At 64.5% G+C, this 15,213-nt stretch carries 15 protein-coding genes; 10 read left to right on the top strand and 5 right to left on the bottom strand.

The genetic code is table 11. The features are described 5' to 3' along the window. Nucleotides 1-82 precede the first annotated feature (82 nt). On the bottom strand, nt 83-715 hold the full coding sequence (locus ACQY4V_RS06085; RefSeq protein ID WP_152492202.1) for a helix-turn-helix domain-containing protein: 633 nt from the start codon (nt 713-715) through the stop codon (nt 83-85). A gap of 198 nt (nt 716-913) precedes the next feature. Between ACQY4V_RS06085 and ACQY4V_RS06080 the strand changes: the two genes are divergently transcribed. Continuing rightward, entirely contained in the window at nt 914-1,039 is a 126-nt protein-coding gene (locus ACQY4V_RS06080; RefSeq protein WP_428515972.1) for a hypothetical protein, read from the top strand. A 70-nt stretch (nt 1,040-1,109) separates the two neighbouring features. Here the strand turns inward: ACQY4V_RS06080 and ndk are convergent, their stop codons facing one another. Further along, nucleotides 1,110-1,532, bottom strand: a complete 423-nt coding sequence (ndk, locus tag ACQY4V_RS06075; RefSeq protein ID WP_428515971.1) for a nucleoside-diphosphate kinase — start codon at nt 1,530-1,532, stop codon at nt 1,110-1,112. Between the two features lie 132 nt (nt 1,533-1,664). Between ndk and ACQY4V_RS06070 the strand changes: the two genes are divergently transcribed. Genes ACQY4V_RS06070 through ACQY4V_RS06060 form a run of 3 tightly spaced genes read left to right on the top strand, consistent with a single transcriptional unit; the run spans nt 1,665 to nt 4,804 of the window. Continuing rightward, entirely contained in the window at nt 1,665-3,530 is a 1,866-nt protein-coding gene (locus ACQY4V_RS06070) for an ABC-F family ATP-binding cassette domain-containing protein (protein ID WP_428515970.1), read from the top strand. A 46-nt stretch (nt 3,531-3,576) separates the two neighbouring features. Beyond that, nucleotides 3,577-4,197, top strand: coding sequence for a MarC family protein (locus tag ACQY4V_RS06065; RefSeq protein WP_428515969.1), 621 nt, complete (start codon nt 3,577-3,579; stop codon nt 4,195-4,197). A gap of 25 nt (nt 4,198-4,222) precedes the next feature. Continuing rightward, nucleotides 4,223-4,804 (top strand): retropepsin-like aspartic protease family protein, encoded by a 582-nt coding sequence (locus ACQY4V_RS06060; RefSeq protein WP_222450009.1) that lies wholly within the window; start codon nt 4,223-4,225, stop codon nt 4,802-4,804. Nucleotides 4,805-4,819: 15 nt separating this feature from the next. On the opposite strand, the gene ACQY4V_RS06055 is transcribed toward ACQY4V_RS06060, so the two are convergent. Continuing rightward, nucleotides 4,820-5,275 (bottom strand): DNA polymerase III subunit chi, encoded by a 456-nt coding sequence (locus ACQY4V_RS06055; RefSeq protein ID WP_428515968.1) that lies wholly within the window; start codon nt 5,273-5,275, stop codon nt 4,820-4,822. Then, the gene (locus ACQY4V_RS06050) at nt 5,275-6,747 is read right to left on the bottom strand and encodes a leucyl aminopeptidase (RefSeq protein WP_428515967.1); all 1,473 of its coding nucleotides are present in this window, start codon (nt 6,745-6,747) and stop codon (nt 5,275-5,277) included. The genes ACQY4V_RS06055 and ACQY4V_RS06050 overlap by 1 nt, the downstream gene beginning before the upstream one ends. Before the next feature lie 192 nt (nt 6,748-6,939). Between ACQY4V_RS06050 and lptF the strand changes: the two genes are divergently transcribed. From lptF to rsmA, 6 genes are read left to right on the top strand one after another with little or no spacing between them, the layout of a single operon-like run. Further along, entirely contained in the window at nt 6,940-8,079 is a 1,140-nt protein-coding gene (gene lptF, locus ACQY4V_RS06045; RefSeq protein WP_428517174.1) for an LPS export ABC transporter permease LptF, read from the top strand. Continuing rightward, entirely contained in the window at nt 8,076-9,167 is a 1,092-nt protein-coding gene (gene lptG / locus ACQY4V_RS06040; RefSeq protein ID WP_428515966.1) for an LPS export ABC transporter permease LptG, read from the top strand. The genes lptF and lptG overlap by 4 nt, the downstream gene beginning before the upstream one ends. After that, on the top strand, nt 9,164-11,386 hold the full coding sequence (locus ACQY4V_RS06035) for an LPS-assembly protein LptD (protein ID WP_428515965.1): 2,223 nt from the start codon (nt 9,164-9,166) through the stop codon (nt 11,384-11,386). Before lptG ends, ACQY4V_RS06035 begins: the two co-directional genes overlap by 4 nt. A gap of 35 nt (nt 11,387-11,421) precedes the next feature. Continuing rightward, nucleotides 11,422-12,624 (top strand): peptidylprolyl isomerase, encoded by a 1,203-nt coding sequence (locus tag ACQY4V_RS06030; RefSeq protein ID WP_428515964.1) that lies wholly within the window; start codon nt 11,422-11,424, stop codon nt 12,622-12,624. Next, the gene (gene pdxA, locus ACQY4V_RS06025; RefSeq protein WP_428515963.1) at nt 12,621-13,604 is read left to right on the top strand and encodes a 4-hydroxythreonine-4-phosphate dehydrogenase PdxA; all 984 of its coding nucleotides are present in this window, start codon (nt 12,621-12,623) and stop codon (nt 13,602-13,604) included. The genes ACQY4V_RS06030 and pdxA overlap by 4 nt, the downstream gene beginning before the upstream one ends. Then, the gene (gene rsmA, locus ACQY4V_RS06020) at nt 13,601-14,440 is read left to right on the top strand and encodes a 16S rRNA (adenine(1518)-N(6)/adenine(1519)-N(6))-dimethyltransferase RsmA (RefSeq protein WP_428515962.1); all 840 of its coding nucleotides are present in this window, start codon (nt 13,601-13,603) and stop codon (nt 14,438-14,440) included. Before pdxA ends, rsmA begins: the two co-directional genes overlap by 4 nt. Before the next feature lie 69 nt (nt 14,441-14,509). Here rsmA and ACQY4V_RS06015 read toward each other — a convergent pair whose 3' ends face one another. Next, nucleotides 14,510-15,091, bottom strand: coding sequence for a DUF4167 domain-containing protein (locus tag ACQY4V_RS06015; RefSeq protein WP_428515961.1), 582 nt, complete (start codon nt 15,089-15,091; stop codon nt 14,510-14,512). Nucleotides 15,092-15,213: the final 122 nt, after the last annotated feature.

Genomic DNA, 15,213 nt, shown 5'->3' with positions numbered 1-15,213 from the left:
GGTGTCTCCTATGTTGCAGAGACGCTAATACGGCGGGAAAGAAGACGCAATGGGGTGAATTAAATATTCTTGAGGGGAATATTCATCGCTCGCCCTGCGGATAAGAGATCACCGACAGGTACCGGATCGGCAGGCTCAGCAATTCGTCAGGGCCATGCGGCGCGTCGGCATCGAAAAACAGGCTGTCGCCGGGCCGAAGGTGAAATCGCTGGTCACCATGGCGATACCCCACCTCGCCCTCCAGAATATAGAGCAGCTCTATTCCGTCGTGCTGAAAGGTGGGAAAGACGTCCGATTCCTCGTTGAGCGTGATCAGGTAGGGTTCCACCACAACACCGCTGTTGTTGGCGCCGATGTGGCCCAGAAGGTTGTACTGATGCCCCGCCCGCGTACCGGCGCGCTCCATCTCCACCGCCTCGCCCGCCTTGACATGCACAACCTCGCGCCGCTCCTCGAACCGGCGGAAGAACGCCGTGATCGGAACGCTCAGCGCGGTCGACAGCGCCTGCAACGTTGTCAGCGACGACGATGTGACCCCGTTCTCGATTTTCGACAGCATCCCGACGGAGAGGCCCGTGACGTCCGACAGGTCCGACACCGTCATGCCGCGGGTCTTGCGGAACTCGCGCACGGCCCGCCCGATGGCGGTTTCCAGGTTCATGTCCTGATGCTCACGAACCTTGTGCGGGTCCTGATTCAGCTTGCCGGGGGCCATGGTGTCTGCACTTTTTCTCGTTTCGGAACTTACCCTTGCACGGTCTTGGACGCGATTACGATACAAAATTCACGGCGCACGCCACATTACCGCCACATTTCGGCCCAACTTAAGTCCATGTCGACGGCAACCCTGTTCGGATAATCAGGCGCCGGTCGGCGCTGTCCGGCCGGTCTGACCCAAAAAAGGAGCAGGCACATGGCAACGACCCCCGACCTTCCCAAGAAGTCGCAGAAACCCGCACCGACACCGCGCAACGTCGTGCGCAAGGACGCCAAGGTGATCATCTCGAAACAGGTCTTCACCGACTTCGCCGCGATCTGAAGCGCCCGGCGCAGACAAAAACGGCGCGATCCGAAGATCACGCCGTCCTTAATCTTCTGTCTAGGTGCGATCAGCCGACCAGTTCGAGACCCGAAAAGAAATAGGCGATTTCCACCGCCGCCGTCTCCGGCGCATCGGACCCGTGGACCGAGTTCTCGCCGACCGACTCCGCGAACTCCGCGCGGATCGTGCCCGGGGCCGCATCGGCAGGGTTCGTGGCACCCATCACTTCGCGGTTCTTGGCAATGGCACCCTCGCCTTCCAGCACCTGCACGACGACCGGCTCGGACGCCATGAATTCGCACAGTTCGTCATAGAACGGACGCTCGGAATGCACGGCGTAGAACACACCGGCCTGCGCCTTGCTGAGGTGGATCCGCTTCTGCGCGATGATGCGCAGGCCGGCCTCCTCGAACTTGGCATTGATCTTGCCGGTCAGGTTGCGTTTGGTGGCATCGGGTTTGATGATGCTGAGCGTGCGTTCGACAGCCATTGTAGCCTCTTTTCGTATTAGTCGTGGCGCAAACCCCATGCCTGCGCCGTTGTTCGGCGCCCCGATAGCATGGGGGTGCATGATTGAAAAGCTGCGATTGACGGGGCGCGCGCTATACGGCATGCGGTGCGCATGTTGCGTCTTGATGACATAAGTTTCTCGGTCGCCGGCCGCCCCCTGATCGAGGGCGCATCGGCCGTGATCCCTGCGGGCCACAAGGTGGGGCTGGTGGGCCGCAACGGCACCGGCAAGACCACGCTCTTTCGCATGATCCGGGGCGAGCTGCCGCTGGATACCGGCACGATTTCATTGCCCGAACGCGCCCGCATCGGCGGCGTCGACCAGGAGGTGCCGGGCAACGAGGTGTCGCTGATCGACACCGTTTTGGCCGCCGATACCGAGCGCAGCGCCTTGATGGCCGAGGCCGAGACGTCCACGGACGGCACACGGATCGCCGATATTCAGACGCGCCTGGCCGATATCGACGCCTGGAGCGCCGAGGCCCGTGCCGCGACCATCCTCAAGGGTCTGGGGTTCACCGACGAAGAACAGGCCCAGCCCTGCTCGGCCTTCTCGGGCGGCTGGCGGATGCGCGTGGCACTGGCCGCGGTGCTTTTCACCGCGCCGGACCTCTTGCTGCTCGACGAGCCCACGAACTATCTCGACCTCGAAGGCGCGCTTTGGCTGGAAAGCTACCTGGCGCGCTATCCCCATACCGTTCTGGTCATCAGCCACGACCGCGGGCTTCTCAATCGCGCCGTGGGGGCCATCCTGCATCTTGAGGACCGCAAGCTGACGCTCTACCAGGGCGGCTACGACACCTTTGCCGAAACCCGCGCCGCGCGGCTGGCCAACGCCGAGGCCGAGGCGAAAAAGCAGGAGGCGCGCCGCGCCCACCTGCAATCCTATGTCGACCGCTTCCGCTACAAGGCGGACAAGGCGAAGCAGGCGCAGTCCCGCATCAAGGCGCTGGAGAAGATGAAGCCGATCTCGCGCCCGCAAGAGGCCGCCTTGCGCCGCTTTACCTTCCCCGAACCCGACCAGTTGTCGCCCCCGATCCTGCGGCTCGACAATGTCGCCACGGGCTATGATGGCGCGCCGGTCTTGCAGCGGCTGACGCTGCGGATCGACCAGGATGACCGGATCGCGCTGCTGGGGCGGAACGGCGAAGGAAAATCCACGCTTTCCAAGCTGTTATCTGGCAAACTTGAGGTTCTAGACGGCAAGAAGCACGCGGCCTCGAAGCTGCGGGTGGGCTATTTCGCCCAGCACCAGGTGGACGAGTTGCATCTCGACGAAAGCCCGCTCGATCACATCCGCCGCCTTTATCCCGATGACGGCCAGGCCAAGCTGCGCGCGCGGCTGGGCGGCTTCGGCATCGGCGCGGAACAGGCCGACACATTGGTGGCGAAACTTTCGGGCGGGCAGAAGGCCCGGCTGTCGCTGATGCTGGCCACGATCGACGCGCCGCACATGCTGATCCTTGACGAGCCGACCAACCACCTTGATATCGAGAGCCGCGAGGCGCTGGTCGAGGCGCTGACCGATTACACCGGCGCGATCATCCTCGTCAGCCACGACATGCACCTGCTGGAACTGGTGGCCGACCGGCTGTGGCTGGTCAAGGACGGCACGGTAAAGCCTTACGAGGGCGACCTGCAAAGCTATCGCGCCGCCCTGCTGGACCAGAAGCCCCAGAAAAAGGAAGTGGCAACGACGGCGGTGGAAAAGCCCGCGCCGAAGCCCAAACGCCCCCCTCGCGACACCGTTCTGGAGTTGCGGCATGATGTGAAGTCCTGCGAACAGCGCGTGGAAAAGCTGAACGTGATGCGCGACAAGATCGCGGCCAAGCTGGCCGATCCCACGATCTACAGCAATGCCAAGGCGAACGACATGGAAGCCTGGCAGCGCAAGTATGCCGAGGTAATGGAAGGCCTCGACCGGGCCGAGGCGCTGTGGCTGGCCGCGCTGGAACGGCTCGACGCGGCGGAAAACTGAACCCGGACGGTTTACAACGCCCGCATCCCGGCGCAAACCATGGCGCATGGACCCTAGTTTCCTCATCACCGCCTGGGTGGCGCTTTTCGTCATCATCGACCCTATCGGCATGACCCCGCTTTTCGTGGCGCTGACCCAAGGCGACAGTCCGGCGCGCCGCCGCGCCATCGCATTGCGCGCCTGCGTCGCCGGGGCGCTTATCCTGATCGTCTTTGCCAGTTTCGGCGAATCCGTGCTGGAGTTCGTGGGCATCTCGATGCCCGCCTTCCGCATCGCGGGCGGGCTTCTGTTGTTTCTGACCGCGCTCGACATGTTGTTCGAACGGCGCACCAAGCGGCGCAAGGACCAGGCCGACGAGGAAGACGACCGCGACGATCCCTCGATCTACCCGCTGGCCATTCCGCTGATCGGCGGTCCGGGCGCGATCACCACCGTGATCCTGCTGGCCGGCCAGCAACCCGGGATCGAGGGACTCGCCTGGGTCATCGGCGTGATGCTGAGCGTGGTGACGCTCGTGTTCCTGTTGTTCCTGACCGCCGGCCTGCTGGAACGCGCGCTGGGGCGGACCGGCATCAACGTCATCACCCGCCTTCTGGGGATGCTGCTGGCCGCGCTGGCGGTTCAGTTCGTGCTGGACGGATTGAAGGGGTTTGGGCTGGCGGGCTGACGCGCCGCTGCTTATATCTTGCGCCATGACCGGAGATGACACCGCCCGACTGATCTACCTCGCGCTGCTCGGCGCCGCAGTCGTCGCGTGGTTTTTTGCGCAGAACCGCACCTCGCTGGGCAAGAACATGCAATATGTCGTGGTCTGGGGTCTGATCTTCGTGGGCGCCATCGCTGCCGTCGGGCTTTGGGGCGACATCCGCAACACCGCTAGCCCCGCATCCTACACGACTTTGGGCGAAGATCAGATCGAGCTGCGCCGGGCGCTGGACGGGCACTACTATGTCACGGCCGAGGTGAACGGCGCCCCGGTGGATTTCGTGGTGGATACCGGCGCGACCCTGATCGTGCTGACCCGGGCCGATGCCGAGAGCGCCGGCCTGAACACAGACGACCTCGCTTTCATAGGCCGCGCCGGCACCGCCAACGGCATGGTCAGCACAGCGCCGGTGCGCCTGGACAGCCTGAAAATCGGTCCGCTGGAGGACCGCGGCATCGCGGCGTCGGTCAATGGCGGTGAACTGGACCGATCGCTTTTGGGCATGAGCTATCTCGAGCGGTTCTCGAACGTGCAGATTTCCGACGGAAAGATGATCCTGACCCGCTAGACGCACACGCGTCCCTCACGCCTCGGCTTTCTTCTCCCATCGGCCCGACTCCTCGGACCAGTATTGCGCAGAACAACTCGCGCTGGTCAGGGTCTTCCACTGGCCACGAGCGTGGTTCAGAGCCTGTTCATCATTGCCGTCGAAAAGGATGCAGGTCCGTTCCAGCGCCTGCACCTCGTCGGGTGACACCTCGGCTCCGTCGACGCTCATGATGCAGACGGCGCCGTTGGTCGCCGCGCCAGTGCTCAGCAGGATCGGCTGGCGGGTATCGTGCGGCCCTCCCGCGCGCCCGTGCGGAAGAAAGCCCTCCTCGGGCCCCAGCCACAGCTTTTCGTCCAGCCAGTCCAGCCGCGCCTCCTGCGTGCCGCGCACCAGCACACGCCATCCCGCCCCGCGCGCCTTGTCCAGCAGCATCGGCAGCGTCGCCTCCAGCGGACGGCGGGTCAGGTGATAGAAATAAACCGCGCCCATCACTCCCCTTCGTATTGATCGGCCACCAGCCGGTCGAGGCTCATGACACCCCAGCCGGTCGAGCCCTTGGGGGCGAAATCCGTGTCCTTGGTCACGCGCGCCACGCCCGCGATATCGAGGTGGATCCAGGGCGTCCCTTCCTCGACGAAACGTTGCAGGAACTGCGCCGCGGTGATCGAGCCGGCGGGCCGTCCGCCCACGTTCTTCATATCGGCGATGTCGGATTTGAGCTGCTTGTCATAGGCCTCGCCCAGCGGCAGGCGCCAGGCCCCTTCGCCCGCGTTCTTGGCGGCACGCAGGAACTTGTCGCAGAAATTGTCGTCGTTGGAAAAGACGCCGGCGTTCTCGTGCCCGAGCGCAATGATCATCGCCCCCGTCAGCGTGGCGAGGTCAATGATTGCGGCGGGCTTGTAGGTCTGTTGCGCGTACCACAGCACATCGGCCAGAAGCAGGCGCCCCTCGGCATCGGTGTTGATGATCTCAACCGTGTCACCCTTCATCGAGGTAAATACGTCACCGGGGCGATAGGCCTCGCCCGATGGCATGTTCTCGACCAACCCGACAAGACCCACCACGTTGGCCTTGGCCTCGCGCAGCGCGAGGGCGCGCATCGTGCCTGTGACCACGCCGGCGCCGCCCATGTCCATGGTCATGTCTTCCATTCCCGTGGGCACCTTCAGCGAGATGCCCCCGGTGTCGAAAACCACGCCCTTGCCGACCAGCGCCAGCGGCGCATCCCCGTCGCGGCCGCCAGACCATTCCATCACTGCGACCTTGGTGGGCGAGGCAGAGCCCTGCCCCACGGCCAGCAACAGCCCCATGCCGTGTTTTTCCAGGTCCTTTTCCTCGAGGATGGTGATCTTGAGCCCGAGGCTCTCCATCTCCTTGATCCGCTTGGCGAATTCGGTGGTGGTCAGATGATTGGCCGGCTCCGATACCAGGTCGCGGGTCATCAGCACGCCCTCGGCCACGGCCAGGGCGGATTTCGCCGTCTCGGTGGCCTCGTCAGGCTTGCCCACCATGATTGAAACCGCGCCCGGCTCCTCGGGTTGCTTGGACTTGCGCGCGTCGAACGAGTAAGCCCGCAGAGCGATCCCCTGCGCCAGCTCGCCCAGCCGCCGCGCGGTGCCCGCCAGCACCAGAAGCGGCGCCTCACCCTTCAGCTTGCCCAGGGCCGCACCGGCCTTGCGCGTCTCGACCGGGTCCGCCCCGCGCTCCAGGCACAGCACGTCCAGCGCCTTGGCAGCCAGGCCCGTGGGCCAGGCCAATGTCACCACTTGCCCGGGTTTGGTCTTTTCCCACGCCTCGCTTTCCAGCAGGCGCTTGACCGCCCCCTTGGTCAGCCGGTTCACGCGCCGCGCACCGGGGCCCATCTTGCCGCTGGGCGTGACGATCACCGCGACGCGGCCTTCCGCTCCGGCAATGGCGTCGAGGTCCAGTTCGGTGAAGGTGACGGAAACGGGCGTGCTCATGGGATGCTCCTTGCGCGGAAATTGTCTGTCTTTCGCCACCAGACCTATCGCCTTGCGAAGTGGAAGGCCAGTGCTGGCCGCAAACCGCCGGCCCGCGTCGCTTTACCGGTTTTCCCCCGCAATCAAATCGCATAACTTGCCCTGAAATGCTGCTAGACCGCGGGGGGAAGCGTGACCAGATTCGACAGGTACATGCTGTCGCAATTCATGGTGCTGTTCGGGTTCTTCGCACTTGTGCTGGTGTCGATCTTCTGGATCAACAAGGCGGTGCGGATGTTCGACCGGCTGATCGGCGACGGCCAGCCTGCCTGGATCTTCCTCGAGTTCACCGCCCTGACCCTGCCCGGCGTAATCGGCGTGGTCCTGCCCATCGCGACCTTCGCCGGGGCGGTCTATGTCACCAATCGGATGACCACGGAGTCGGAGATGACGGTGATGCAGGCGACCGGCTATTCGCCCTGGCGCCTGATCCGCCCGGTGCTGATCTACGGGATTCTGATCGCGCTCATGATGTCGGTGCTCAGCCACTACCTGATCCCCAAGAGCCTGAGCCAGTTGCGCCTGCGCCAAGCCGAGGTCAGCCAGAACATCACCGCCAAGCTCCTGACCGAGGGAGAGTTCCTGCACCCGGCCCCCGGAATCACCTTCTACATCCGCGACATCACACCCGAAGGTGAACTGCGCGACGTCTTCCTGTCCGACCGGCGCAACGCGCAGACGCCGGTGACATACACCTCGACCCAGGCCTACCTCGTTCAGGAAGGCGGCGGTACCAAACTGGTGATGGTCGAGGGGCTGGCCCAGAACCTGCGCGCCGAGGGCAACCGCCTGTTCACGACCCATTTCGACGATTTTTCCTATGATATCAGCAGGCTCATCTCGCGCGATCCCACGAACCTGAACCGGGTGGACTTCGCGCTGACCGGCGACCTGCTCTTCCGTTCATCCGAGATGGCCGAGATCACCGGCACGACAGTTCCCGAGGTTCTCTACGAGGCGCATGGCCGTATTGCGCAGGCCCTGATGTGCATCGTCGCCGCCCTGATCGGGTTTGCCACGCTGCTGGTGGGCACCTACAGCCGGTTCGGCGTCTGGTGGCAGATCGTGGGCGCCTTCACCTTGCTGGTGATGATCAAGATGGTCGAGGGCGCCGTATCGGGCGCGGTCCTTGCGAGCGCAACCGCCTGGCCCCTGATCTACCTGCCGACCGGCATCGGCGCGGGGCTGACCGTGATCCTGCTCTACCTTGCGGCGCATCCCGGCTTCGTCCGGCGCCTCTGGCCGTTCGGACCGCGCCGCGGCCCCTCGGGCCCGGCGGAGGGCGCGGCATGATCCTGCACTACTATTTCGCCCGCAAGTTCCTGTGGACCTTCGTCGCCATCGCATCGGTCTTTGTCATCCTTCTGGCCTTGATCGACCTCGTGGACGAGCTTCAGGACTTTCCCGACCTGCCCTTCATGGATGTGCTTGGCGTCGTATTGCTCAACGTGCCGCACGCCAATTACGAAATCCTGCCGCTGGTGGTGATCCTGTCCGCCGTCGCCCTCTTTCTGCGGCTGGCGAGGTCGTCCGAACTGGTCGTGACGCGGGCCGCGGGCCGCTCGGCCCTGCGCAGCCTGGCCGCGCCCGTCACGGTGGCGGCGCTGATCGGGGTCTTGTCGATCACCATGCTCAACCCGCTCGTCGCGGCGGCGTCGAAACGCTACAACGACGTGGTGAACACCTATATGGGCGGCGGCACCAGCGTTCTGGCCATCGCGTCCGAGGGCCTGTGGCTGCGCCAGGGCAGTTCCGAGGGCCAGACCGTGATCCACGCCGCCCGGGCCAGTTCCGACGTCACCACGCTCTACGACGCTACATTCATCAATTTTTCCCCCGAGGGCGAACCCGAGCAGCGCATCGTGGCCGAGACGGCCAGCCTCGCGGCCGGCCAGTGGGACCTGAAGAACGCCAAGATCTGGGATCTTTCGCCAGGCCGGAACCCCGAGGCGTCCGCCGAGGAGATCGCGCAGCTAGAGCTTCCGTCTGCCCTCACGCAGGACCGCATCATCGACAGCTTCGGCAAGCCGGAATACATCTCGTTGTGGGACCTTCCCGCGTTCATCAATCAGCTGGAAGAGGCCGGATTCTCCGCCCGCAGATATGCCGTGTGGTTCCAGATGGAGCTGTCGCGCCCGCTCTTCCTTGTGGCGCTCGTCATGGTCGCTGCCGCCTTCACGATGCGCCACGCGCGGCTCAGCAACACCGGCGTCTCGGTGCTGATCGCGGTGATGCTGGGCTTTACCTTGCATTACATCCGCAACTTTGCGCAGATCCTTGGCGAAAACGGACAGATCCCGGTCTACCTTGCGGCTTGGGCCCCACCGGTGGCGTCCTTCATGCTGGCGGCTGGCATCCTGCTGCACCTGGAGGATGGATGAGGCGCGGGCTGGCCATATGCGCGGTGCTGACTGCACTTGCCTTCGGCTATGGCGCCGGCGCCGATGCGCAGGGCCGCGTCGACGGCGCGCTGCCGGCCGGGCCCGGGGAGTCGGCGCAACCGGCGGTGCTGGTGGCCGATGACGTGTTCCTCAACGGAAACGAGCAACTAGTCGCCACCGGCAATGTCGAGGCGCTCTACGACGGTCGCAGGCTCAAGGCATCACGGATCGTCTATGACCGGACAACCGAAACCCTGAGTGTCAGCGGACCGATCTCGCTGGAAGAAGCGGACGGCACCATGTTCGTTCTGGCCGACAGTGCGGAACTGGACCGCGAGATGCGCAATGGCCTGATGACCGGAGCCCGGATCGTGATGGACGACCAGATTCAACTGGCCGCCAACGAACTGGCGCGGGTGAACGGCCGCTACAACCAGCTTTACAAGGCCGCCGTCACCTCGTGCCGGGTCTGCAACTCCAAGAGTCCACCGCTTTGGCAACTGCGCGCGCGCCGGGTCGTTCACGACCAGCAGGAAAGACAGCTCTATTTTGATGGCGCCCAGTTCCAGGTGCTGGGCACGCCGGTCTTTTACCTTCCCCGCCTACGCCTGCCCGATCCGACGCTGGAACGCGCCACCGGATTTCTGGTGCCGACGCTCAACAACTCGTCGCTTCTGGGCTTCGGGGCACGCGTGCCATATTTCATCCGTATCGGCGATCACAAGGACCTGACCGTCACGCCCTATATCTCGACCGAAACCCGCACCCTGGAATTGCGCTACAGGCAAGCGTTCCGCAACGGCCTGATCGAGGTCGAAGGTGCGCTCAGCGACGATGATATCGGCGGGCGCAGCTTCAAATCCTACGTGTTCGCCGGCGGGACCTTCGCCCTTCCGCGCGATTTCACCCTGCGCTTCGACATCGAAGCCGTGAATGATGACACCTACCTGCTGGATTACGGGTATTCCGGCAAGGACCGGCTGGACAGCGAAATCTCGGTCGAGCGCGCCCGGCGCGACGAATACATCCGCGTGGCACTGACCGGGTTTCGGTCGCTGCGGGCCGGCGAGAGCAATTCGACCCTGCCCACAATCGTGTCGAACGGCGAATACGAAAAGCGCATCCAGCTGGCCTATGCGCCGGGCGGAGAGATTCGCCTCGGCTTTCTCAGCCACGCGCATTATCGCTCGTCCGACCTTGCGATCGACGGGCCCGATTTCGATCCCTTCTCCGATGGGCGTGACGTGGGCCGCTTCACCCTGAGCGCGGACTGGCACCGAAGCTGGACCCTTGGCCCCGGCGTGCTGGCCTCGGCGCAGGTGGGCCTGGCGGTCGACAGTTTCCACATAAGCCAGGCCGGTCTCACCAGCCAATCGGACGCCGTCGAAGTCACGCCCTCCGCCTCGGTCGAGTTGCGCTGGCCGCTTGTGAAGACCACCTCGAACGGTGCAACCCACGTCGTCGAACCGGTGATGCAACTGGCCTGGGTCGGGGGCAGCAACCCCTTTGTGCCCAATGACGAAAGCACGCGGATCGAATTCGACGAAGGCAACCTGTTCGCCACATCCCGCTTCACTGCGCCGGACCGGCGCGAACGCGGCTTCAGCTCCGCCTACGGGCTAAGCTGGACCCGCTATGGCAACAAGGGCTGGCAAAGCACGTTCGCCGTCGGACAGGTGGTCCGCGACGAGGTGCAGCTCGATCCTGCCGGCGGGTTTGCCTTTACCAATTCCTCGGGCTTGCAGGACCGCTATTCGGACCTTCTGATCGCGGGTCAGTTCAAGACCGACGACGGCCTGGCCATCACCGCGCGCGGTCTTTTCGACGACGATTTCGTCACGACCAAGGCCGAGGCGCGGGCAAGCTGGCGCAACGACCGCGCCGCGGTGGGCGGCACCTATATCTGGCTGCGCAATGACGTGGCCGAGGCCCGGCCCAACAATATTTCCGAATGGGCGTTCGACGCGTCCTACCGCCTGTCCCGGCACTGGACCGGCAGCGCCGACTGGCGTTACGACGTGGCCAGCGACGAATCCGTCCGCGCCGGGATCGGGGTCACATACACCAACGAGTGCGTGGATATCTCGCTTTCGGCCTCGCGTCGTTTCACCTCTTCCACTATCCTCGTGCCATCGACCGATATCAGCTTCACCGTGGGGCTTCGTGGCTTCACCACCAAGACTAGAGACAAGAGTTACGTCCGGACATGCGAGCAATGATGCCAAGACCTTCCTTTATTTCCTCCGCGCTTCTCGTGCTATTCGCAATTGCGGCCGGCACTTTTTCCGGCGCGGCGCAGGCGCAGCAAAATCCCTTCGAGGCCGTGATCAAGGTCAACGACCTGGCCATCACACGCTACGAGGTCTCCCAGCGGGCGCGGATGCTTCAGCTGTTCCGCGCCCCGGGCAACCCGCAGAAACTGGCCCGCGAGCAGCTGATAGAGGACCGCCTGAAGCTGGACGCCGCCACCAACGCCGGTTTCGTCCTGGAGGATGAACAGTTGATGGCCGGGATGGAAGAATTCGCCAGCCGCGCCAACCTGAGCGCCGAAGAGATGATTACATCCTTGGGACAGGCGGGCGTGGACGAATCGAGCTTTCGCGACTTCGTCCGAGCCGGGATGACATGGCGCGAGTTCTCACGCGCGCGGTTCGCACCTCAAATCAACGTCGACGAAGACGACGTCGCCCGCGCCCGGCTGTCGATCGGCAACCAGACCAGCGTGCGCGTGCTCTTGTCAGAGATCATCATGCCGCTGGGCAACGGCGACCCGCAAGCGATCCAGGACCGTGCCAACCAGATCAGCCAGTACACCACCGAGGCGGAATTCGCCGCCGCCGCGCGCCGTTACTCGGCCACTGAGAGCGCCGGCCGTGGCGGCCGCATGGAGTGGGTCGCGATCAACGATCTGCCTGAAGGTCTGCGCCCGGTCGTGCTGGGCCTTGCCCCGGGCGAGGTCAGCGATCCCCTGCCGCTGCAGGGGGCCATCGCGCTGTTTCAGCTGCGAGACATCGAGGAAACCGACCAGCCCGCGCGCGAGTACGAGGAAATCGAGTATGCCGCCTATTACATCGACGGCGGCCGCACCGAGCAGGCCCTGGCCCGCGCCGCCCGGATCGACGCCGATACCGACACCTGTGATGACCTCTACGGCATCGCTCACGGTCAACCAGAGCAAGTGCTGGAACGCGGCAGCAAGGCACCAAGCGAAATCCCGGACGACATCCGTCTGGCGCTGACAAAGCTGGATCCGGGCGAAATATCGACCGCGGTGACCCGGTCGGGCGGTCAGACGCTGGTCCTGCTGATGCTGTGCAGCCGGACGCCCAAGACCGACGGCGAGGCGCCCGACGTCGAACAGCTCACCAATTTCATTCAAAGCCGCCGTCTGGACAGCTACGCCAGTGCCTATCTCGAGGAATTGCGGGCCGAAGCCCGGATCGTCGAACTGGAATGACCGCAAGGTCCGTCGCGCTGCCTGTCGCCATAAGCTGCGGCGAACCTGCGGGCATCGGGCCTGAAATCGCGGCCCGCGCCTGGCACGCGCTGAAAGACGAGGTGCCGGTCCTCTACCTGGGCGACCCGGACCACCTGCCCAAGGATGTGCCGGTTACCCGGATCGACGCCCCGGAGGACGCGCCGCAATATGCGACAAGCGCCCTGCCGGTGCTCGCGTATCGCTTCGAGGGGCCTTTGACGCATGGGCAGCCAAATCCCGACCATGCCCGCTCGGTCATCGAGATGATATCGACGGCGGTCACCCTGCTGCAGCGCGGCGCCGTCGGCGCGCTTTGCACCGCGCCGATCCACAAGAAGGCGCTTCAGGACGGTGCGGGGTTCGCCTTTCCGGGACATACCGAGTTCCTGGCGGACCTGGCAGGTGCAAAGCATGTCGTGATGATGCTGGCCAGCGACCAACTGCGAGTCGTGCCAGCCACCATCCACATGCCCCTATCTCAGGTGCCCGCCGCGTTGACACCGGACAGCCTCGAACAGACGATCCGCATCACCCATGCCGGTCTGATCCGCGACTTCGGAATCGTGGTTCCGCGCATCGCCGTTGCGGGGCTCAATCCCCATGCAGGCGAAGGCGGCAAGATGGGGCACGAAGACATCGAGATCATCGCACCCGTCCTGGACAAGCTGCGGGGCGAAGGCATGGACCTGCGCGGCCCGCTCAGCGCCGACACCATGTTCCACGCTGGCGCCAGAACCGGCTATGACGCGGCGATCTGCATGTATCACGACCAGGCGCTCATCCCGATCAAGACGCTGGATTTCGACCGGGGCGTCAACGTCACGCTGGGCCTGCCCTTTGTACGCACCTCGCCCGATCACGGAACCGCACTGGATATCGCCGGAAAGGGCATGGCCAATCCGACCTCGATGATCGAAGCGGTTCGCTTGGCCGCCCGCATGGGCGCCGCCCGCGCATGAGCGCGATCGACTCGCTGCCCCCCCTGCGCGAGGTCATCGCCACGCACGGCCTGACCGCGCGCAAGTCGTTGGGGCAGAATTTTCTTCTGGATCTCAACCTGACAGCCAAGATCGCGCGTATGGCCGGTGATATCGGCACCGCCGATGTCCTGGAAATCGGCCCGGGCCCGGGCGGGCTGACCCGCGGATTGCTGGCCGAGGGCGCGCGCCGCGTTCTGGCGGTCGAGAAGGACGCGCGCTGTATCCCCGCGCTGAAGGATATTGCCGCCGCCTATCCCGGACGGCTCGACATCATCAACGGCGACGCGTTGGAGATCGACGCGACCGCTCTGTTGACGCCGCCCATCAAGATCGCGGCCAATCTGCCCTACAATGTGGGAACCGAGCTTTTGGTGCGGTGGCTGACGCCAGCCACCTGGCCGCCTTTCTGGGACAGCCTGACACTCATGTTCCAGCGCGAGGTGGCAGAGCGTATCGTCGCGCAACCTGGATCCAAGGCCTATGGCCGGCTGGCCGTCCTGGCCCAGTGGCGCAGCGACGCGCAGATCGTGCTGCAACTGCCGCCCGGGGCGTTCACTCCGCCACCGAAAGTGTCCAGCGCAGTCGTTCACATCAAGGCGCGGAAAACGCCGCGATTCGAGGCCGCCCCCAAGGTGCTGGAACGTGTCGTCGCCCGCGCCTTCAACCAGCGGCGCAAGATGATGCGGGCGGCGCTGAAGGGTCTTGCACCCGATATCGAGGATCGGCTGATCGCCTCTGGAATCCAGCCCACCGACCGGGCCGAAACCGTCGGCCTGGAACAGTTCTGCGCCCTTGCGCGCACGTTTGACGACTGAACCACGGAACGCCCCGGATCGCGAACGCGGTCCGGGCAACGGGCGCGCGGCCCCAAGACTGCCCGGGGGCTACTCTGCCGCGGCAGACGGCTCGGAACCGCCGTTATCGCGCTGCTCGCCGCCGCCACCTTCGTTGCCGCCACCTTCATTGCCGCTGTCCGGCTTCTTGCGAGGCTTGCGGGCGCGCTTGGGTTTCTGCGGTTTCTCGTCCGACTGGCTTTCCGGCGTTTCCACCAGACCGCTGTCGCCGAAGGAATCGCTTTGCAAGGAATCCGTTGACGCGTCGTTGCCGGTATCGCTCTCGCCGTTCGACTCGCGCTCCTGGCGTTGCGCGCGTTCGCGGTCGCGCTCGGCCTGACGCTCCCGGTTCTGGCGCTCCTGCTCTTCGCGCTTCTGATCCTGCTCCTTCTGGGCCGAGCCCAGAAGCCTCAGGTAATGTTCGGCGTGTTGCTGGAAATTTTCGGTCAGAACCCGGTCGCCCGCCAATTGCGTGTCGCGGGCAAGCTGGTTGTACTTGTCGATGATTTGCTGCGGCGTGCCGCGCACCTTTCCCTCGGGGCCGGAACTGTCGAACACGCGGTTGACGACATTGCCCAGGGGCGAACGGTTGCGGTTCGACTTGTTCCGCGAACGTGACTTCGATGATCTCATAAGTGGTTGTCAGCCCTATTGCTTGAAGCGCTGTTTGTTCCGGGTGACGCCCCTTGCGTCTGTGACGACCGGATCAATGTGCTGGCTTGAATTCACATACGGGTGTCGCAAGGACCCACGGC

Origin of the sequence: Roseovarius sp. (assembly GCF_965277045.1) — a bacterium.
GTDB lineage: Bacteria > Pseudomonadota > Alphaproteobacteria > Rhodobacterales > Rhodobacteraceae > Roseovarius.
The sequence above is the reverse complement of the archived record's forward strand: the minus strand, read 5'-3'. Positions and strand labels throughout refer to the sequence as shown.